This is a genomic window from Pontibacter ramchanderi (genome assembly GCF_002846395.1).
GTDB lineage: Bacteria > Bacteroidota > Bacteroidia > Cytophagales > Hymenobacteraceae > Pontibacter > Pontibacter ramchanderi.
Map to the genome: position 1 here is coordinate 939285 of NZ_PJMU01000002.1, position 20446 is coordinate 959730.

The 20446-nt window shown below is 52.3% G+C and carries 19 protein-coding genes and 1 tRNA gene; 7 read left to right on the forward strand and 13 right to left on the reverse strand.

What is annotated here, in order from left to right:
- Positions 1–39 precede the first annotated feature (39 nt).
- A complete protein-coding gene (locus BD749_RS11125) occupies positions 40–1557 on the reverse strand; it encodes a SusD/RagB family nutrient-binding outer membrane lipoprotein (protein WP_101444401.1) in 1518 nt (505 codons plus the stop codon).
- 27 nt (positions 1558–1584) lie between these two features.
- Positions 1585–4620 carry a SusC/RagA family TonB-linked outer membrane protein gene (locus BD749_RS11130; RefSeq protein WP_101444402.1) on the reverse strand — a complete coding sequence of 1012 codons (3036 nt, stop codon included), beginning with the start codon at positions 4618–4620 and terminating at the stop codon, positions 1585–1587.
- Positions 4621–4789: 169 nt separating this feature from the next.
- Here BD749_RS11130 and BD749_RS11135 point away from each other — a divergent pair, with 169 nt between their 5' ends.
- Positions 4790–5770 (forward strand): helix-turn-helix transcriptional regulator, encoded by a 981-nt coding sequence (locus BD749_RS11135; protein WP_245869060.1) that lies wholly within the window; start codon positions 4790–4792, stop codon positions 5768–5770.
- A 200-nt stretch (positions 5771–5970) separates the two neighbouring features.
- Here BD749_RS11135 and BD749_RS11140 read toward each other — a convergent pair whose 3' ends face one another.
- The 5 genes from BD749_RS11140 to BD749_RS11155 form a co-directional block, all read right to left on the reverse strand.
- Positions 5971–6699, reverse strand: coding sequence for a DUF4476 domain-containing protein (locus BD749_RS11140; RefSeq protein ID WP_101444403.1), 729 nt, complete (start codon positions 6697–6699; stop codon positions 5971–5973).
- A 179-nt stretch (positions 6700–6878) separates the two neighbouring features.
- Positions 6879–7553 (reverse strand): outer membrane beta-barrel protein, encoded by a 675-nt coding sequence (locus BD749_RS11145; RefSeq protein ID WP_101444404.1) that lies wholly within the window; start codon positions 7551–7553, stop codon positions 6879–6881.
- 12 nt (positions 7554–7565) lie between these two features.
- On the reverse strand, positions 7566–8141 hold the full coding sequence (locus BD749_RS19760) for an outer membrane beta-barrel protein (RefSeq protein ID WP_394341669.1): 576 nt from the start codon (positions 8139–8141) through the stop codon (positions 7566–7568).
- Positions 8096–8266 (reverse strand): hypothetical protein, encoded by a 171-nt coding sequence (locus BD749_RS19420; protein WP_180336385.1) that lies wholly within the window; start codon positions 8264–8266, stop codon positions 8096–8098. The genes BD749_RS19760 and BD749_RS19420 overlap by 46 nt, the downstream gene beginning before the upstream one ends.
- A gap of 154 nt (positions 8267–8420) precedes the next feature.
- Positions 8421–9590 (reverse strand): AIR synthase related protein, encoded by a 1170-nt coding sequence (locus BD749_RS11155; protein WP_101444754.1) that lies wholly within the window; start codon positions 9588–9590, stop codon positions 8421–8423.
- Positions 9591–9813: 223 nt separating this feature from the next.
- On the opposite strand from BD749_RS11155, the gene BD749_RS11160 reads away from it, so the two are divergent.
- Positions 9814–10359 (forward strand): outer membrane protein, encoded by a 546-nt coding sequence (locus tag BD749_RS11160; RefSeq protein ID WP_101444406.1) that lies wholly within the window; start codon positions 9814–9816, stop codon positions 10357–10359.
- Between the two features lie 154 nt (positions 10360–10513).
- Here BD749_RS11160 and BD749_RS11165 read toward each other — a convergent pair whose 3' ends face one another.
- The 4 genes from BD749_RS11165 to BD749_RS11180 form a co-directional block, all read right to left on the reverse strand.
- The gene (locus BD749_RS11165) at positions 10514–12463 is read right to left on the reverse strand and encodes an OmpA family protein (protein ID WP_101444407.1); all 1950 of its coding nucleotides are present in this window, start codon (positions 12461–12463) and stop codon (positions 10514–10516) included.
- Positions 12464–12488: 25 nt separating this feature from the next.
- A complete protein-coding gene (locus BD749_RS11170; protein WP_101444408.1) occupies positions 12489–12971 on the reverse strand; it encodes a hypothetical protein in 483 nt (160 codons plus the stop codon).
- A gap of 160 nt (positions 12972–13131) precedes the next feature.
- Entirely contained in the window at positions 13132–13950 is an 819-nt protein-coding gene (locus tag BD749_RS11175; RefSeq protein WP_245869064.1) for a (Fe-S)-binding protein, read from the reverse strand.
- 159 nt (positions 13951–14109) lie between these two features.
- The gene (locus BD749_RS11180; protein WP_101444409.1) at positions 14110–15483 is read right to left on the reverse strand and encodes a (Fe-S)-binding protein; all 1374 of its coding nucleotides are present in this window, start codon (positions 15481–15483) and stop codon (positions 14110–14112) included.
- A gap of 168 nt (positions 15484–15651) precedes the next feature.
- On the opposite strand from BD749_RS11180, the gene BD749_RS11185 reads away from it, so the two are divergent.
- A tRNA-Phe gene (locus tag BD749_RS11185) sits at positions 15652–15727 on the forward strand.
- A 278-nt stretch (positions 15728–16005) separates the two neighbouring features.
- Positions 16006–16512 carry a TlpA family protein disulfide reductase gene (locus tag BD749_RS11190; protein WP_101444410.1) on the forward strand — a complete coding sequence of 169 codons (507 nt, stop codon included), beginning with the start codon at positions 16006–16008 and terminating at the stop codon, positions 16510–16512.
- Here the strand turns inward: BD749_RS11190 and BD749_RS11195 are convergent.
- On the reverse strand, positions 16509–17606 hold the full coding sequence (locus tag BD749_RS11195) for a J domain-containing protein (RefSeq protein WP_101444411.1): 1098 nt from the start codon (positions 17604–17606) through the stop codon (positions 16509–16511). The genes BD749_RS11190 and BD749_RS11195 overlap by 4 nt on opposite strands.
- Positions 17607–17759: 153 nt before the next feature.
- Here BD749_RS11195 and BD749_RS11200 point away from each other — a divergent pair, with 153 nt between their 5' ends.
- From BD749_RS11200 to BD749_RS11210, 3 genes are read left to right on the forward strand one after another with little or no spacing between them, the layout of a single operon-like run.
- Entirely contained in the window at positions 17760–18134 is a 375-nt protein-coding gene (locus BD749_RS11200; RefSeq protein WP_101444412.1) for a phage holin family protein, read from the forward strand.
- Positions 18131–18766 (forward strand): hypothetical protein, encoded by a 636-nt coding sequence (locus tag BD749_RS11205; protein WP_101444413.1) that lies wholly within the window; start codon positions 18131–18133, stop codon positions 18764–18766. The genes BD749_RS11200 and BD749_RS11205 overlap by 4 nt, the downstream gene beginning before the upstream one ends.
- Positions 18744–19508: a geranylgeranylglyceryl/heptaprenylglyceryl phosphate synthase gene (locus BD749_RS11210; protein WP_101444414.1), complete on the forward strand. Its 765-nt coding sequence runs from the start codon at positions 18744–18746 to the stop codon at positions 19506–19508. The genes BD749_RS11205 and BD749_RS11210 overlap by 23 nt, the downstream gene beginning before the upstream one ends.
- Here BD749_RS11210 and BD749_RS11215 read toward each other — a convergent pair.
- The gene (locus BD749_RS11215) at positions 19491–20414 is read right to left on the reverse strand and encodes an AraC family transcriptional regulator (RefSeq protein WP_101444415.1); all 924 of its coding nucleotides are present in this window, start codon (positions 20412–20414) and stop codon (positions 19491–19493) included. The genes BD749_RS11210 and BD749_RS11215 overlap by 18 nt on opposite strands.
- Positions 20415–20446 lie beyond the last annotated feature (32 nt).

Below are 20446 nucleotides of genomic sequence, written 5' to 3' on the forward strand. Positions count from 1 at the left end.
CGGCAAGGAAGGGAGAGAGTTATGTGTAAGGCTATATATTTACTTGTTCCAGAATACCCGCGAGTTAAACGGATCGATCGTTCCCTGCTTGGCTACTTCCTCGCTGTTGGTATATACCTCCGACTGGCGGTACGTCAGGCGGCGCGGCCTGAACTCCGGGTCAGCCGACGGGCTTTGCAGCGACTGCGGCAAGCGGCTTAGGTAGTTCAGTCTTCTGAAGTCGTTCCAAGCCTCGATGCTGCTGATGCTGTTCAGTGCCAGCCACTTCTGCCCGATAATGCGCTCCATTTTATTCGGCGCGAGTGCAAAGTTAACAGACGGCTGCGCATTGTACGCCACAAATTCTCCTGTTGGTACGCCCATGTACTTGAACGACTCTTTGATGGCTTCTTCGTACAGCTGCTCCGCGCCGCTCAGCCAGCCACGCTCGGCTGCCTCGGCCTGCAGGAACAAGCTCTCGAAAGAGGAAAGTAACACAGATGGCTGCTGTGCGCTCTTCAGCAAGGCAGCTGGTTGGTTGCCATTTTCGTTCGGGCCCAACAAAGCGGAGGTTTTCGCCATGTTAAAATCGGCGGCGGTAGCTCCAAGCGGCACCCCTACGTAGTCGCCGTTTACGGGGCGGTAAAGTTTGGCCAGGCGCGGATCGTTGCGCTCTTTGTACTGTTGCACCAGGTAGGCCGTAGGGCGCAGGGTGTTGTAGCCTGTTGTCAGGGCGCCGGCCTGATTTCTATAGTAGGCGTCCCAGAACGGATTCTGCAGACCAGCTGAAACCTGGTAGCCTGGGTTTACCAGAGCACTCTCACCAACACCCAAGAAGCCGCTTCCCTCCTGCCTGATCTTAGCCAGCTCGTCGCTGATGTAGCCCTCTCTTCCGGCTTCGGACTGCCGGAGTAACGCCCGCAGCTTGATGGTGTTGGCAAATTTTACCCACAGGGTCAGGTTGCCTTTAAAAATCACATCGTCTGTCACCGGTTTTTTAGACAAGGCCGGAGCCGCTTTGATGTCCTCTATACCTGCCGTGATCAGGTTCATGGCGCCTTCGTATACCTGCTGCCCGTCTTCGTACTTCGGCGTTACGTTTTTGCTACCCTGCAGCGCATCCGTGAAGGGCACGTTGTTGTAAAGATCCACGAGGCGCATGAAGTGCCAGCCCTGCATGATCTTGGCTATACCTACATAAGCCAGGTCGCCGGTGGCGGCAGCGCTGTTTTCGATGTCTTTGTAGTTCACCAGCGTGGTATAGCTGTCTTCCCAGATCGGCCGGCCGTCGCGGTCAAAGGACATGGCCTCCACGCCGTAGGTTTCTTCCAACCTGAACAGTGAGGTGTTCACCGGGCCATCGGTGGCTTTGGACCAGTAGCCCACCCACACAGCTCCCAGTTGGTTCAGGGCGCCTGTCTCCAGGTTCACGGTCTTGACAAGGGCATTCGGCAGTTTTTGCTCCACCGGCACATCGGTCGGTGCGTTCGGGTTCACGTTGGTATCCAGGAAGCTATCGCAGGCAGTAAAAGTGGTGCCGGCAAGCGCGATCAGGACAAGGGATAATAACTTTTTCATATCACGAAGAAGGATGAATAATCTTGTTTAGAATGCCACGTTTACATTGAAGCCAAAGGTGCGCGTTGGTGGCAAGTGCCTCCAGCTCATGTAGCCCTCGCTGCTTCCGCCGGCGTACACAAACTCCGGGTCGTTGTAAATGTTGTCTTTCGCCCAGATCGAGAACAGGTTGCGGCCCACAAAGCCGATCGTCGCCTCTTTCACCAGTTTCTGGCCATCCAGCCAGTGCATCGGCAAGGTATAGCTTAGGCTCAGCTCACGCATTTTGAAGAAGTCGGCGCTCACGGCGTAGTTCGACTGCACGGTGGCGTAGTGGTTGGCGAAGTAGTTACGGTCGCCTTTGGTTTTTACATCCGTGTTGGGCGTGAACACGCCCGGCGAGGTTTCGATCACAGAGTTCGGAATCACGAACGGCTCGCGGCCATACTGCGTGGTAAGCGGGCTGGTACCGTCAGAGATCATACGCGCTGCTGCCTCGGTGTATACCACAGCACCCATACGCCAATCGAACTGCGCGCCCAGCTGGAAGCCTTTGTACTGCAGGGAGGTGTTCAGGCCAAGTTGATAAGGAGGTGTGCCGGTGCCGCCGTAGTAGAGTTCCGAGCCGCTTACCGGGTTGCCGGTTTTCGGGTCCACGATCACTCTGCCCTCTGGATCGCGCTTGTAGTCGGTGAATAGGTAGCTGTTGTAAGGCTTGCCCACGATCAGGTAGTTCTGGCGGAAGTGGAAGAGCTGGTCGATACCACCGTAGATCTCGTCTACCTTGCTCTTGATGTGCGTGAGGTTAGCGCCCACATTCCACACCAGGTCGCCGCGCTGGATCACATCGCCGTTGATGTTCAGTTCGATGATCTTGTTGCTCGCCTTAAAGGCATTTACCCAAGCCGATGTGAAGCCTGATCCGGCAGAGATGTCAGCCAGGATGGTACCGTCTGTGGTTTTGGCATCTACGTAGGCGGCTTCCAGGTTCAGGCGGTTCTGGAAGAAGCTCAGCTGCGTACCCACCTCCAGTGAGGTCACGAACTCCGGTTTCAGGTTCGGGTTGGCATCGGAAGTGCCCAGGCTAAAGCCCGGCAGGTTGCCGTAAGGGAAGCCGTTGCTCTGGCTATACACGTTCTGCAATTGGTAAGGCTCCACTACCACGTTGCCGGTTCTATTATAAGAGGCATATACCTTGCCGTAAGAAAGGGTGCTGTTGTTTTTCAGGGCATCAATGGCATCACTGAACACAAAAGACGAACTCACGCCCGGATAAAAGTAGCTGCGGTTCTCCGGACTCAGCACCGACACCGCCTCCTGGCGACCGGTAAAGGTTAGGAACAGGTAGTTGTTGTAGCCGGCTGTCAATTCACCGAACACCGCCACCTGTCTTCTCTGTCTGATAGCGGACTGACCGCCCAACTGCCCCAGGCGGTTGTCCTGGTTGAACAGGCCGGGCACCACCAGCGCCGAAGCGCTCAGATTGGTCGTCTTGCTGTCGTCGGTGCGCACGTTGTTGCCCAGCAACAGGCGCGTGCTGAACTTGCCGAAGTCCTTGTGCATGTCCAGGATGAAGTCGCTGTTGATGCGGCGGAAGTTGTTGGTCGCGTCGTTCACGCTGCCGGGTATGTTGGTGCGGCCTGGCGTGGTGTAGGTAAACTTGCCCACTGTAGTGCGGGTGTCGGTGTTGCGGCTGTAAAGACCCAACCGGTAGATGGCGTTTATCCAGGGAGAGATCTCGTAGTTGAGCTCGATGTTTCCGGTCAGGGTTTGCTGCTCGTTTACCGTACGCTGGTTGTCGGCGTTGAAGTATGGGTTAGGCTGGTTCGTGCTGAACCAGTAGTTCGGGTTGGCATGCGGTTTGTTCTCCCAGTCTTTCAGGTCGGCAAATGGCAGGCTGACCGGCAGGCGGTATACCGTAGACCAGGGCTCGCTCTGCGTTACGTCGCTTTTGTTGAACACGTAATTGAGGTTGTAGCTCGTGCTCAGCTTGCCAAACGAACGGGAGCCGTTGAAACGGGCGCCGGCACGTCTGTTTTTGTCGCCTTCGATGATGCCTTTAGTGAGCACATCCTGCAGCGAGAAATAGTAGGTGGATTTCTCGTCGCCACCTGAAAAGTTCAGGTCATTTTGGGTCGTGAACCCTGTGTTGAAGAACGCTTTTCTGCCGTCCGGGTGCGCGCTGTATGGCAGTTGCCACTGGCTTCCGTCGGGCAGCACAGGTCCCACTGGGCGCAGTTCTCCGTCGAAGCGCGGCCCCCACGACTGGTACTGCAGCGGGTCGTACACGCCGTTCAGCCCCTGCCCGAATTCTGTCTGCTGTTCCGGCAGGCGGCTCACATTATCAAAAGTAGTGGTGTTCGAGTAGTTGATGCGCTGCGTGCCTGCACGGCCCTTCTTGGTTGTGATCATCAGCACGCCGTTCACGCCATCAGAACCGTACACAGCGGCTGCGTTGGCACCTTTCAGCACGTTGATGCTTTCGATGTCGTTCGGGTTGAGGCGGTTGATGTCAGGTATAGGCACGCCGTCCACTACATAGAGTGGCGCGTTGTTACCGGTATGCGAGCGTATACCGCGCAGGTTCACCTGCACATCCGGGTCCACCTTGCTGTCGAATAGGTTGATACGCAGCCCCGACACCTTGCTGGCCAAGCCGAGGATGGGGTTCACCACTTTGCCCTGGTTCAGCTCGGCGGTATTGAGCTGCGCACTGGCTGTACCCAGTTCGCGGGCAGGCCGCTTTATACCGAGTGCACCGGTTACGACTACTTCAGACAGTTGGGTGTTGCCGGGCTGAAGCTGCACCTGTAGCGAGCCAGCATTTCCGTTTACCGGTATTTCCTGCGAGGCATAGCCAATGTACGAGAACACAAGTACCTCTCCTTCTTTCGCGCGAATCTGAAACTCGCCATCAGGGTTGGTGGTAGTGCCGTTGTTTGTCTCTTTCACTCTAACCGTGACGCCTGGCAGCGCTGTGCCGGTGGCCTGTTCTGTTACCTGCCCCGAAACGGCCAGGTCTTGCGCAAATACGCCAAGCGCCATAAGCAGAAAAAATGCTAACGCCAGTAAATGTCTGAACATATCTTTATAAGGTATACTAGTTGGCTCCAAGGCATTCCGAGTAAGGATTGCCTTTTTATAAAATTGTTATTTAGATAAAGTCTAAATAAACTTAACTTGCGCAAAAGTATAACCTCTCAACTTAATGTTGTAACAGATAAGGGAGTTCTTTTATCAAATAAGGGAAAACATGAAGCAAGAAGCGAGCGAGCCACTAATCGATGGGCAGAGCAGCACCAGTCAGCCATCAGTTGAGCAACACCGTGTTGCCTTTTGTGCCTGTCAGGGCCAAAACGCGCGTGCAGCTGCTGAAACCAACATGCGCTTCCCCTCCGGTGAAATTCACTTTAGCCATACCGTCATCAGTTTGTCGAACAAGAAAGTGGTGGGCTGCTTTAACAGCGAAGATTTTGCTCAGTTGTACTTCTCGATGCGCGGGAAGAGTACATTCAGGCTCGGAGACAACCCCAAGCCTTTTGCCAGCTTCAACGACCAGCAACACAACTTGCTTTTCTTCTCCGACGAACAGGCCCAACAAGAAATAAAGCCCGACCCGCAGGTGGAGATGCTAACCGTATACATCCCTTCTGACTTTCTGCTGCACTACCTACCCGACACGGGAAGCGCGTTTCAGCAGATGAGAGAGAACATACTAGCTGGCAAGCCAGCCCGGCTCAGAAAAGGCAACCTGCCCATTACACCCCGGATCACGGCCGTGCTGCACGAATTGATCAACTGCATGTACACAGGTTACTGCAAGCGCATGTTTGTGGAGGCAAAGGTGATCGAGCTACTGATGCTGCAGTTTGAGCAGTGCGAACAGGACGAGGCGCACCTTGCGCCGACGCTCAAACAGACAGATATCGAAAAGATGCTGCATGCCCGCGATCTGATCCTTCAGAACATGGAGTGCCCCTGCTCGCTGATCGACCTGGCCCATATGGTCGGCACGAACGAGTATTACCTCAAAAAGCATTTTAAGCAGGTATTCGGCACCACGGTGTTTGGCTACCTTAACAGTTACCGCATGGAGCAGGCCCGCAAGATGCTGCTCGCAGGCGACCAGAAAGTCGGGGACATTGCCAGCGCCCTGGGCTTTAAGTACGCCGCCCATTTCACGGCTGCTTTCAAGAAACACTTTGGCTACCTGCCTCAGAAGATAAAGTCGTAGGCGTGTGCCTTATGTAAACGGCTTTTTGACAAAGGATTTTTTGACAAAGGACAAAAGACCCTTCGGTATACCTGCTACTTGCTATACCTTAACACCTTCCATACCTAAAAAAGAGCAACGCAGGATTACCCCACGCTGCTCTCCACTTGCTTAAACTTTAAACTCTCTAACTCTTAAATTCCTTAACTCCTAAACTTCCACTACCTTCTCCGACTGGTGAACTCCTCGAGCTCCCGCACGTGGTGGTCGAACTTGAAGATGTCGTAGATATAGTAGAAGCGCTCTTTGTCGCACACGCTGTCATAGGCGAACTTGGCGAACTCGAGGCGGGTACTCTCAAACTCAAATTGCAGGAGCACGTTGCGCAGGTCCTCTGACAGGATACTGCTGTTGCGCACTGCCTCGCGGGCAATGGTGAGGCGGGTGCTTTCGAAGTCGCGGCCTTTCATGGCGTCGATCAGGCGATCCACATCGTAGCGGTCGAGCAGGTTGCGGCAGCCGTTGGCCGGCTCTTCGTAGCGCGGCGGCACTGGCTCGTAGCGCGGCGGAGCAGGCTCATATCGGTCGGGGTAGCGTGGTGGCACGACCACTACCGGCGGGCCAAGCGGTGTTTCGCTGATCACATGCAAGGCTACTTTTCTACCCGATACCCGCACAGAGTAATTCGTTTCGTAACCAGCGCGGGCCAGTACATTTATACCTGTTCTATAAATGCCATGGCGGCCTCTGATCCGGAACTCCACATAGTGGTTGCCGGGCCGCAGGTGCGTGATGCGCACAAAGTTGGAAGCCGTGCGGTTGATCATACGCCCATCCAAGGCCATCTGGAACAGCTCGCCCCGGTGGGTGGTAAAGGTCACAACAGTGGGTTGTGCGAAAGCCGGCAGCGCCAGCAGCACAAACAGAAGCGGAAGTAGAAGCTTTTTCATGGCTGTATAGGTTTTAGCGTATACTTTCGCCAAGCCAATTATTGTGCCAGTTTGTGGAACTAAAGCAGGGTAGGGTTTGTCTGCGGGGATTCTTTAAATTGCAGGTATAGGTATAAGAAAAACCGCAGGTATAGCACGCGTGGTTTTTAGGTTTTATTATCGTCCAGAATCGATCTAAATCACAGCTTATAATTCATTCCCAGCTCAAAAGACTTGGTGATGCTTCGTAGCCCGTACCCCTGGTCCCAATCATAATGCGAGGAGTTCATGCCGGACAGATTATACTTATAAAAGAAATAAGTTATGTTCCCGTAGAGCCTGTTGCTGATCTGGTAGTTAAAACCCGCTCCTGCCATAGCAAATACATTAAGCCCGCTGTCTTTCACAGTGTGTGAAACGGGACCATTTGCACCGTTGTGAGTAGTCTGCAAACTTGTGGAGCCATAGGCCGGCACAACCGAGAAAGTCCCGTAAATTGGCAGCTTCCTGTAGAGATTAAAAAAGGTATGGTACAAGGAAAGCGAGCTTACTAAGGCAACAGTCTTTGCATCGTGCTTGTAGTCTACTCCTTGTATTTGCTCCGTCAGCTTATCCCTATCACCACCTAATCCGAGGCTAAGCCTCAGGCTTGCTCTATCGGAAAGTTGGTAGCCGGTGTTTATAGAAACAGGAGTGAAGTATCCAGACCGGACTGACCCTTTCGTTTTGCCTTCTTTGTAATAGATATGGTAGGAGACTGTCTGTAGGTTAAGCCCTAACGTGAATTTTCCTTTCTCAATATACGAAGGTCCTTGCTGCGCGATAGCTGAGAAACAGAATAGCACGGACAGAAGAAGTGTTAAGCATGTTTTCATGATTGCTGTTTATTAATCTCCCAAATCGAGTTTATAATTCAGGCCTATACCTACCGATTTATAAAAATGCAAAAGCCCTTTAAATCCCTGATCCCAATCGTGAAAGAAAGAGTTTCTGCCAGTCAGGTTATGCTTTAGGGCATGATACTCTACCTGTCCGTAAAGGCGCGGGTTTATTTTATAATTAACCCCTATACCTGCCGACACAAACGTGTTGATTCCTTTGTCTGTAATATTGTTTACCTCAGCTGTGTCGCCGTTCTCTGACTGAGCATATTCGGTCTGCGATATACCGTAGGCCGGCATCAGTGTACCAGTAGCATACATCGGAAACCGCCTAAAAACTTTGAACATAACATGTTGCAGCGTTACTGGCATGGCGATAACATTGGTGCGAGAGGAGGCTGTGTGAAAGACTTTATTGTCGGGCGTCCAACTGAATTTTTCTGAACTACAGCCATAAGCCAAGCCTGCCTGCACCCGCATGTTCCTGCCGAAATTGTAGCCCAGGTATAAGGAGAGCGGAGCAAAGTAGCCAGAACTTATAATATCCTGGCTTTCGAATCTTTGTAGTAGATGTGGTGCGATACCGTGCTGAAGTTTATACCTGTGTAGAGTTTATCATACCTGACTTTAGCTGTGTCCGCTTCACTAGCTAAGGCAATAAAGGGAGTTAGCAAGAAAGTCCATAGAAGGGTAAGGTTTGTTCTCATACAGGTATGGCGCAAGGATTACAACCTTAATATATAACTATATTGCGAACGAATTAATCTTTCGCCAAATTTTATCTTGCTTTATAAAAGCTGAAAAACAAAAAACCACAGGCGCTATACCTGTGGTTTTCCGTTATCTGAAGCTTCTTAGCTCTTATCCTTCGTAATAAAATTCCCCCTTATCACTTTTGATCGTGAGTTCATTGCGTTCGCTGGCTTCTACGCGGCCCACAATCTGGGCCTCCACGCCGAATGATTTCGAAATATCAATGAGGCTTTGGGCGTACTGCTCCGGCAGATAGATCTCGAGGCGGTGGCCCATGTTGAAGACCTTGTACATCTCTTTCCAGTCGGTGTGGCTCTGCTCCTGTATGATGCGGAACAGCGGTGGCACCGGGAAGAGGTTGTCTTTGATAATATGTACCTTGTCGGTGAAGTGCAGCACTTTGGTCTGGGCGCCGCCGCTGCAGTGCACCATGCCGTGTATGTGCGGACGGTGCTGCTCCAGTATAGCCTTTACGATAGGCGCATAGGTACGGGTCGGCGAAAGCACCAGTTTACCCACTTCCATACCTGTTTCCGGCTCCACATCGGTCAAGCGGTAGTTGCCTGAGTATACCAGGTCTTTTGGCAGTTCCGGGTCGTAACTCTCCGGGTAAGAGGCAGAAAGGTACGAGTGGAACACGTCGTGACGGGCAGAAGTGAGGCCGTTGCTACCCATACCGCCGTTATACTCGTCTTCGTACGTGGCTTGGCCGTGCGAGGCAAAGCCTACGATCACGTCGCCAGCCTGTATGTTGCCGTTTGAGATCACTTCGTCGCGACGCATGCGGGCCGTCACAGTGCTATCCACGATGATGGTGCGCACCAGGTCGCCCACGTCGGCTGTCTCGCCTCCGGTGCTGTAGATGCCGATGCCGTTGTCGCGCAGCATTTGCAGTACTTCTTCGGTACCGTTAATGATGGCGGCAATCACTTCGCCCGGTATCAGGTGCTTATTGCGGCCAATGGTGGAAGAAAGCAGGATGTTATCGGTGGCGCCCACGCAGAGCAGGTCATCGGTGTTCATCACCACAGCATCCTGGGCTATACCTTTCCATACGCTCAGGTCACCGGTTTCTTTCCAGTACATGTAGGCTAGTGCGGACTTGGTGCCGGCTCCGTCGGCGTGCATGATGGCGCAGTACTCCGGGTCGCCGGTGAGCATATCGGGGATGATCTTGCAGAATGCTTTCGGGAAAAGCCCTTTGTCGATGTTCTTGATGGCATTGTGTACGTCTTCCTTGGAGGCGGACACGCCACGGCGGAGGTATCTATTTTCCATAGTGCTGGTCTTACTTGCTCTTACAAATGTAAGAAAAGGCGGTTGCATATACCGCAAAAACAGCGCTTTAAAAAGGCAGTAGCGCCAAAATACTGATAAGCTGCGCGCTTTATCTACCCTAACACTGAAGGCTTCAGGTATAGCCTCTCCGAAAAAGTAGATTCCATACCTTGCAACCATCCCAGAATATATTGAATCCTCTATATAAACAAACTCCAAGCTTATGAAAAAAATACTCTTGATTTTAGCTTTCGGCCTGAGCCTTGCCGGTTCAGTACAAGCACAAGATTCGGTACAGGTAAAGACGCAGGTGTCGGCACCCTATAAACTTGCTGTTGGCATGCGCTATGCATCGGGTCCGGCGGGTGTGGCGCTGGGCCTAACGGCAAAGTATTTTATAAGGGAACAGGCTGCCCTGGAAGCTTACTCCGACCTCAACCCGAGTTCCCGTCATTTCCTAGCCTCCCTCAGCTACGTCTGGCAGCCAAAACTCGCTACATCGGGCCGGCTTAGGCCATATGCAGGTATAGGCATCGGCATGCTCCGCACCAATAACCCCGCCCCTATGTATTTCGACGGCCCCGACAGTTATACTAACCTGGTAGGAGTCGCTTCCTTCGGGGTAGAATACACCATGAAGAAAATTCCTTTGGCTATCTCGCTGGATTACCGGTCGGCCTTTGTCCGCTACGGCCGCTCAACGCCACCCTATGTCCACCTGAATAACTCCAACACCATTGGCCTTGGCCTGAAGTATACCTTCCGCTAGGTATAGCACAGGTATAAAACAGCACCGGCGGCTACAGTTCAAAACTATAGCCGCCGATTTTATGTGTGCTCAGGTATAGCGCTATACCTGCCGAGCCAACTCTCAAAGTCTTTCGTCAAAAAATCCTTTGTCAAAAGGTCATTTGTCCAGACGCTTACTCCTGAATGCGCACCACTTTAAATTCAGTACGGCGGTTGCGCTGGTGCTCTTCTTCGGTTTTGGCGTTGCGCACCACCGGGCGACTCTCGCCGTAACCACGGGCCGTAATACGCGATTTGTCTATCCCTTTCGAGATGATGTAGTTCACGGCGGACTGGGCACGGCGTTGCGACAGGTCCTGGTTGTAAATATCTACGCCACGCGAGTCAGTGTGCGAGCTTAGCTCAATGGAAATCTGCGGATTATCTACCAGTATCTCCACCAGTTTGTCGAGTTCCACGGCAGCATCCGGACGGATGTCCGCTTTGTCGAAGTCGTAGAAGATGTTCTCAAGCACAATGGCTTTCTCTTTCACGATCTCGGTCAGCAGCAGGTCAGCAGTGAGGCGCACTTCGTTTACCTCGTTTTTTAGCTCGCTTTGAGGCGGCATTTTACCTACTGTAGTCACACGCTGGCGCGCAGCAAAGAACCCGGGCTTTTCAGACAAAAGCGAATAGGCCGTAGCGCTGTCGAGCGGGAAAGAGAATTTGCCTTCGGCATCCGCCTTTGTTTCAGCTATTTTCTGCCCGCGAGTATCCTGCAGCACCACCGGTATGTTAGGCACCACGGTCTGCTGCTTGTCTTTGTCGCGGCGCTGGTATACAGTACCGTCCACAAAGAAATTCACTAGCTTGCGTGCCGATCTGGCAATAGCGTAGATATCGTCGCCACCTTTGCCGCCCTCGCGGTTAGATGAGATATAGCCCGAAAAGGCATCCTGGAAAAAGATTCCAAAATCATCGCCGCTGGAATTAACCGGCACCCCCATGTTCACGGGCTTGCCGTCTTCTATCTTAAACACATCGAGCCCCCCCAAACCTGGCAGACCATCAGAAGCAATGTAGAGCGTGCCATCAGGGGCCACGTGCACGTAGCTCTCGTTGCCTGGCGTGTTGATGCCCGGCCCTAGGTTTTCGGGTGCTGAGAAGCGGCCGTTGTCGTCGATGGTGGTTTTGTAGATGTCGTTGCCTCCCAATCCGCCTTTGCGGTCAGAAGAGAAGTAAAGTGTTCTGCCATCCGGAGAGAAAGCCGGTGATGAATCCCAGGCGCGCGGGTCGCTGATGCTCAGCAGTTTTGGCTCAGACCAGGCATTGGAGCGGTAGAACGAGATGAACAAGTCTACGTTGCGGCGGCCTTTCTTGGTGCCTTCGTTGCCTCTTGCAAACACCATCGTGTTGCCTTCGTCGGCAAATGTGGCCAGCGCCTCGTGCAGGTCGTCGGTGTTTATACCTTCCAGCTTGCGCACAGCAGCTCCCAGGTTGGCTGAGTCGACTTCCAAGGTAGTGGCGTATAGGTTCAGGAAGCCTTCGCCGTTGCCCAGGTAGGTCTTACCCGGCCCGCGTGTGGACGAGAAGATCAGTTCGTTACCGCGCACAAAGGGAGCAAAGTCAGACCCCTCGGTGTTCAGTGCCTCCAGGTTATAGATCTCGAATCCGGTGTTCTTTTTCAGGATGGTACTCAGTTGGCTAAGGGTTTCGACTTCGCGCAGCGCCAGCGCTTTCAGATCCGGCTTGCTACCAATGCGGGCATAGTCCTGCATTTGGCCTAAGGCAGCTTCGTACTTGCCATTGGCCTTCAGTGCCATGCCGTAGTAAAAGAAGCCTTCCTCTTTGCGGTAGTTGTTGTCGAGTGCGGCTTTGTAATAGTTTTCGGACTCAGCCAGGCGGTTGGACAAGCGGTACGACTCGGCGATGCGGTAATTGATCTCGCCCGTATTCTTGGCTCCTTTCAGTGCCTGCTTGTAGTATTCAATAGCCCGCTCATACTGCTCTTCTTCGAAACGCTTTTCGGCCTTGCTCAGGTACATGCCCGCGCCGCAGGAGCTAAGCACCACTGCCAGCAGCAGAGTAGCTGCCGTAAACTTCAGGTAATTGGCCACTGACTTGGTCGATAGCGTCTGCTGCATGAGGGTAGTTTTTGAATTAGCGAATCTAAAAATACCTGGAGAGCCAGCTTTGCTGCGCAGGCCGGGGCCAGGCATCCTGCAACTCACCATAATTGTTAACCAATGTATCGAAATATAAGGTATGCCCGTCAATCTCGCCGGCGGCCACTTTATTTTTCAGCTCGTTCATACCTACCACCTGCACTTGCCCGTCTTTCAGAAAAGCCAGGCGCGTACGGTCAAAGAATGATACGCCAAATTGCTGCTCCAGTTCCCGCACAAACGCCACAGACTTGTCGATGGAACAGCCGCTGGCTGATGTAACGGTTTCGTTGTTGGCCAGCACCAGGAAACGGTTGTGTAATAAACTGGCCGACGCCTGCAGCCCCTTGCCATGACTGCTCCAGTCAGTAGCAAAACGCGCCAGCATTGGTTTTATTTCTTCCTGCTCTGCCTCCGTCAACTCCCTGTCAGCCTGGTATATCCAGAGCCGGGCATGCGGTGGCAATTGGTCAAAAGGAATGTACATAATTGATTGTTGGTTGTTAATTGCTGATTGTTGTTTTTGAAGCATTGCTCCCTGATGATACCATACCTGAAGAGCTATACCTGTATAATCTACAAAAGCAGGTATAGCTAAATCCCTTTCAGGATTAAACAATCATCAATCAACAATCAACAATCGGATACTACTTCGTAAGCCCCTCCGCTTGGGCGATCAGCTCGGCGATGTCAAAAACTTTTACGCTTTCTTCCTGCTCCTTGTTCTTCACGCCGTCGCTCATCATCACCATGCAGAATGGGCAGGCTGTAGCGATCACGCCATTACCGGTGCCAAGTGTGGCCAGGGCCTCTTCCGTACGCTCGATGTTGATGTCTTTGTTGCCCGGCTCCGGCTCTTTGAACATTTGGGCACCACCGGCACCGCAGCAAAGCCCGTTGGCACGGCTGCGCTTCATCTCCACCAGGTCGGCATCCAAGGCGGCCAGCACGTCGCGTGGCGCTTCGTAGATGTCGTTGGCGCGGCCCAGGTAGCAGGAGTCATGGAAGGTTATACGCTTTCCTTTGAAAGCCTCACCGCCCTGTACCTTCACCTTGCCCTCGTTGATGAGTTGCTGCAGAAAAGTAGAGTGGTGAATTACCTCGTAGTTACCGCCCAGGTCCGGGTATTCGTTTTTGATCGTGTTGAAGCAGTGCGGGCAGGCCGTCACGATCTTCTTCACGTTATAGGCGTTGAGCACCTCGATGTTGGTGATGGCCTGCATCTGGAACAGGAACTCGTTACCTGCGCGCTTGGCGGGTTCGCCCGTGCAGCTCTCTTCGGTTCCCAGCACGGCATATTTAACACCTACGTGCTCGAGAATCTGCACGAAGGCACGCGTCACGCGCTTGTATCGGTCGTCGAACGAACCGGCACAGCCAACCCAGAACAGCACTTCCGGCTCCTCGCCGTTCGCAGCCATCTCTGCCATGGTCGGCACTTTCACTAATCTTTTATTCTCTTCCATCTGATATTTGAATTGTTGATTGTTGATTGATGATTGTTGTTTTCATACCTCTTCAGGTTTACTATACCTTGTAACAAGGGCTTGAGCGTTCCTGGAATCAAGCATCACAATCAAGAATAACAGTCAACTTATAAGCAATTAACAATAAACAATTAGCAATTAATTCTTTGAAGGTACATACAGGTCCTCGGCCCAGTTAAAGCGGTCTGAAGGTGAGAAGGCCCACGGGGCACCGTTGTTTTCGATGTTGGTGAACATGGCGTTGACCGACGCTGGCGCGGCCGATTCCTCGAGCACCAAATAGCGGCGCAGGTCCATGATGGTGGACAGCTGGTCGATGTTCACAGGGCAAGACTCCACGCAGGCGTTGCAGGTGGTACAGGCCCAGAGTTCTTCTGGCGTGATGTAGCCACGCAGCAGGGTTTTCTCGTCGGTGGTCTGCACACGCTCCACGCCCAGTTCCTTATAGTGGTTCGGGGCGAAGATGGCCGGGTGCTCGCCTTTCTCCTCCATGCGGTCGCGGGTGTCCATCACGATCTTGCGCGGCGAAAGCAGTTTGCCCGTCAGGTTGGCGGGGCACACAGAGGTACAGCGGCCGCACTCGGTACAGGTATAGGCGTCCATGAGCTGTTTCCAGGTCAGGTCTTCCACGTCTTTGGCGCCGAAACGCTGCACAATCGGGTTGCCCTCGGCGTCAACTTCCGGAGCTGGCGGCTGGTAGCTTGGGTCCAGCATGGCCTTAATTTCGTGTGTGATGGCCGGGTTTGTCGTGAACTTACCCTTCGGCCACAGCTTGGAGTAGTACACGTTCGGGAACGCCATGATGATGTGGAAGTGCTTGGAGCTCGGCAGGTAGTTCATAAAGGCCAGAATACCGATGATGTGGAACCACCAGCCCACACGCTCGATTATGTGCAGGGAATTCGGGTTATCGCCGAAGATGTTCACGAACAGTTGGCTGATCGGGTAGCTACCCGCTACTTCGCCGCCTTCCAGCTGCACCAGCTTCAAACCGGCAATGTTGAAGGCGAAAAGCGCCAGCATCAGCACAATCTCCGTGATCAGAATAAAGTTGGCATCCAGCTTCGGCCAGGCGCGCATCTCCACACCCGTTGCCAGGCGAGGCACCCTGGTCACATTTCGTCTCCACAAGAAGATCACGCAGGCTACGATCACCAGGGCAGCCAGAATTTCGTTGATGAACATCAACGCGCTGTACAATGGCCCCAGGAAGGCCAGCACGCGATGCGTACCAAACACGCCGTCGATCAAAATCTCGATCACCTCGATGTTGATCACCAGGAAGCCTACATACACAAACAGGTGCAGCACAGCCGGCAGCATGCGTTTAAACATTTTCTGCTGACCAAAAGCCACTAGCAGCGTTTTGTTAATGCGCTCCGACGGGTTATCGCTCAAATCGACATCACGGCCAATCAGAATGTTCTTACGGATCTTGCGGATTTGCCACACAAACAGGCCGATGCCCAGGCCTGCTACAATCAGGAAGATAATGTTTTCGAGTTGAATCACGGTGAATTATTCGTTATACATACCAATTCGTAGATAAAGATAGCAGAATAGCGAGAATAAACGTATACAAGGCCACTTTTTTAAAATATTTTTGTCCGAAAGTTTGCGTCTTCGATTTTAGATACTACTTTTGCATACCCTTTCGGAAGACGGGGTAACAACAGAGCTGGTGATGTAGCTCAGTTGGTAGAGCAAAGGACTGAAAATCCTTGTGTCGTTGGTTCGATTCCAATCATCACCACCAGCTTAAACCCTTACCCTAACCGGTAAGGGTTTTTGTTTTTTTACCCTCCTCCTTTCTGCTGCCCTACTATACTACATCATAAGCCACTGGTTGCCTGAATTGTTTTCGGCCGGGGATTTTAGCTGCATTTTACTAACTTAGCTGTTGCAACATTTATTACAGCCATGAAAAAAACCTACTGGAGCGCTATTTTTGCAGGTATGGCGGCCGGCGTGGGCACCGTGCTTTTGCTTGCGCTCGTTTACATGTTTTTCATTCAGCACATCCAACTCTAAGCCATGACCCGCCGCCAAACTTTCTGGGCTGCCTATGCCGTAGGCTTTGCCGTAACAAGCCTTATTGCTGTGTTTGCCTTTTATATGCTCAACCAAACCGTTCCGCAACGCGTGAACTGGCAGGCACTGCAGCTCACTACCCTACAGGGCGAGCCAGTGTCCATCGACAGGTATAAGGGCAGAGTAGTACTATTGAATGTATGGGCAACCTGGTGCAAGCCCTGCATCGAAGAGATGCCCTCTATGGACCGGCTCCAGCAACTGCACCCCGATAAGATTGCTGTTGTAACGGTATCAGACGAGGAGATGGAGAAACTGCTGAAGTTCCGAAGCCGCCAGACGTACGCTTTTACTTACCTGAAAGCCAACTCCCCTTTGGCCAACCAGCAGCTGACGGTATTCCCGACTACCTACATACTGGACCCGGCAGGGGAGATAAAGGAAATCTACCTGGGCGGGCAAACCTGGGATAGCGATAAAATGCAGAGGAAACTGCTCAAATACTATTAGCGGCAGTTGGCCCGCAGTTCGAGCAGGGCGGCTGAATAGCCTAACCGGTAAGCTTCGTTAAAATGTGCGCAGGCCGAGTCGGGCTGGGCCTGCTCCAACTCAGTACGGCCTAGCAGGTAATACACCCTCCCGTTGGCGTTATCAGCCTGCAACACCTGCCGGTAATCGGCCTCAGAGGCAGCAAAGTCGCCTGTTTTGTAGTAGCCAAAGCCACGGAAAGTCAGCGCATTTGCCCATGACTCGCCCTTGGAGGTATGGCGCAGAAAACTGGTAAAATCGGCTATGGCCGGCTCAAACTTCTGAAGGTAGAACAGGCGCACCTCTCCTCTCTCTAGTTGCGCCGTATGCAGGGTGCTGTCGAGTGTCAGAGCAATCCCGAAATCTCTTTCTGCCTCACCGTACTTCTCCAACTTGGCCAGGCTCTTGCCCCGCATCATAAACACTTCGGCAGAGGGCCTGTCCTGCAGCGCGATCACCTGGTTCAGGTCCTCCACGGCGGCGCGGTAGTTTTCATACACGTTCATCGAAATGCTCGCTCTTGTCAGGTAGGCGTCGGCATGCTTTGGCCGGAAATAAATGGCATCGGTCAATAGGCTGTGCGCACTGCTGTACTTGCCATGCTCAATGTAGCTGAGCGCCGTTTTATACCTGTCTTCACCGGTAATGTAATCCATCGTGGACTTGAGCAGCACACTGAACACGAACATGAAAGCAAAAAAACCAAGCGTGATGTAAAGGTCCTTGCGCACAAAGCGGCGGCCTTCGCGGCGGGGAATGTTCTGGTAATGGCGCTCCGAAACGGGTGCCGGGGGCCGGGTTTGCCGGTAGCGGGGGTTATGGTGCGGCTGATGCTGGCGAATGGCCTGCCGCTGCTCGCGCAGGTATTGCAGGCGCATGTCGTAGCGCGCGCGTTTGCCCGGATCCGACAAGGTTTGGTAAGCGGCGTTTACTACCTTGAACAATTCCTCGGCCCGCGCATCGCCCGGGTTACGGTCAGGGTGGTACTTCAAAGCCAGCCGCTTGTAAGCCAGCTTTACCTCCTGCGCCGACGCCGTAGGACTCACGCCCAGAATACTATATAGATTATGCTCCAAAGGGGCTAATGTAACAAAAAAGTGATACTTGAGTTAAGTAAACACGGACAAGATACAGCAAATTCCGTACTACAACTTTAACAGTATTGTATCTTCCGCAAATAATTTAATATACTACCGTATACAGAAAAAGCACTAAAAAAGCTGGGCACTATGAATGACAATGGCACAAGAGAGAAAAGCACCAACCTTATCGAGAACCTGATGGGGTATATCGATACCCGCATAGACATCATACGGCTTGAGATACAGGAAAAGATGAAGGCTGCCATGGTGGGCGCCATACATGTGGCACTGCTTGGTTTTTTTGGGCTTATGAGTCTACTCTTCGTAAGCATTTTCCTGGGGCTGCTGCTCAACCACCTCCTCGACAGTTCTTTCTGGGGTTTCGGCATTATTGCTTTGTTCTACGTGGTGGTGCTTGTCATACTGTTGGTAGGCCTCGATAAAAAAGTGTTCCAGGGTATGGCCGACAAGGCTTTGGACAATACCATCTATAAAACCGATAAACGAGAAAATCAGATATGAGTGAGATAACAAACCCCTTGTTCGACAATGAGCGAGAACTGCTGGAGCGCCAAAAAGAAGAATACAAGAAGGCGCTCATGGGTGATGTGGATCAGATAAAAACGCAGAGCCAGCAGATCGGCAAGAAGGTAGCCATTGCGGGCGGCGTGCTGGTGGCGGGCCTGTTGCTGAGGAGCCTGTTCAGCGGCGGTAAAAAAAAAGTTAAAAAGCTAAAGAACAAGAAGGCTGGCAAGAAGTCCGCAAAGGGGGCTGATGCTCCTGGCTTCAACAGGTATGCGTATGACCAGGACACAAGCCACGTCGATTCGAATGCTGCCCTGGCCGGGTACGATTCTTTTGTGCACGAGCAGGAAGATGCCTATACCTTGTCTTCTGAGCGCATGCCGCACTTGGAACACGGGGCAACCCAACAAACCGGCGTTTCGAGGAGCTTCCTCAACTCTGAGCTGATGCAGGTCATCAGCCAACAGGTAATGGCCTTACTTCTGGTATACCTTACCAAAAAGGTGGAGGAATACTTAAGCACTGTTTCTAAAAATAGCGATATTGCAGCAGCCCCTATTGAGGTGACTGAAGTAGAAACAATTGCTTATACCGTTCCAGAAGAGAATGCCATTCAACAACCTTTGTAACAGACAGCAGCATGAGCCAGGCAGAAAGCACTTCGCCCTCCTGATCGACCCCGATAATCTGGACGAAGCTTCCTGCCTGAACCTGCTCTCCTTAAGTGAAACACACCAGGTAGATTTCTTCTTTGTAGGCGGTAGCCTCATCACTACCGACAACCAGGCAGCCATCATCAAACTCATCAAAGAGAACAGTTCTATACCTGTTATCCTCTTCCCAAGCAACAGCCTGCACATCGACAAACAGGCGGACGGCATTCTGCTTCTTTCCCTTATCTCGGGCCGCAACCCCGACTTCCTGATAGGCCAGCATGTGCTTTCGGCCCCTATTCTAAGAGCAAGCCACCTGCAGGTATACCCAACCGGCTACATGCTCGTTGAAACGGGCCGCCAGACCACCGCCTCCTACATGAGCGGCACTACGCCTATACCTTACGATAAACCCGCTATTGCTGCCTGCACCGCCATGGCTGGTGAGTTATTGGGCTTGCGCTACATTTACCTGGATGGTGGAAGTGGTGCCATGCAACCTATCAGTGCTGACATGATCAAGGCCGTGCGCCAGTCAGTGGATGTGCCTGTAATTGTGGGAGGAGGTATTAACACGGCTGCAAAAGCAAAAGCGGCACTGGAGGCTGGCGCCGATGTAATTGTAGTAGGTAACCACATAGAAAAAAACCCCGGCTTTTTGGCCGAGGTTTCTCATACTGTATCTTCTTATAATCTAGCCTTAGATGTTCATCGCTGATTCGCGGCGGCGCATCTTACCTGCAGGTATACCAAACATCATCTTAAAGCGACGGCAGAAGTAAGCGGTGTCTTTGTAACCCACGTCCTTACCGATTTCGCGGATGCTTTTCTTGGTAGTGCGCAGCAGGAACACGGCGCGCTCCATGCGCTGGTATTCGATGTAATCCTGTGGGTTTATACCTGTCAGCATTTTGAAGTACTGACCTACATAGTCCTCAGAAACGTTGGCAACGTTAGAAAGCACTTTGTTAGACAGGTCGCCGCCCAGGTTCTCCTTGATGTAGTTGAACAGGTCGATAAGGCGAGGGTCTTTGAAGTAAGTGCTGTTGGTAGCCAGCTGCTCCACAAACATCTTGTTGCGCAGGATGTGGCGCACGATCTCTACCACGATGTTCTCGGTGTAGATGCTGATCAAACGCTCCTTGCCAGGCAGGTCCTGCATGCTTTCTTCCACCACCTTGATCACCAGGTTAGCCAGTTTGTTGTTGCCCGAAATCAGGAACGCTGGCAGGTCAAGCGATGCAAAGAAGTTAACTGAATCGAACACTTTCGCTTCGAAGCTCACATAGCTGTGGCTCTCCTCGGCGTCGCCGATCAGATCGAGGTCGTTATTGCTCTTAAAGAACTTCTCTCTGTTGGTGATCAGGTCATCGTTTGTGATGGAGCGGCCGTCGCTGGAACCATAGGTTACCTTCGTGCTGCGTCCACCCGGTATAAAGAGCAGTTCGCCCTCTTCTACCATCTGTTCCTCCTCACCAAAGAAAATTGTACCTTTATGAAGCAGAATCAGGTTGTTGCCTACGTCGTAGTAATTGCGAACCGAGAACGGCTGCTGCAACACCAGATTTTTCGCTTTAATGAACCGCACCCCAAGCGACTCAATAATCTTATTGTAATCTTCCATGTGTGTTACCAACTAACTTTTATACTATAAAC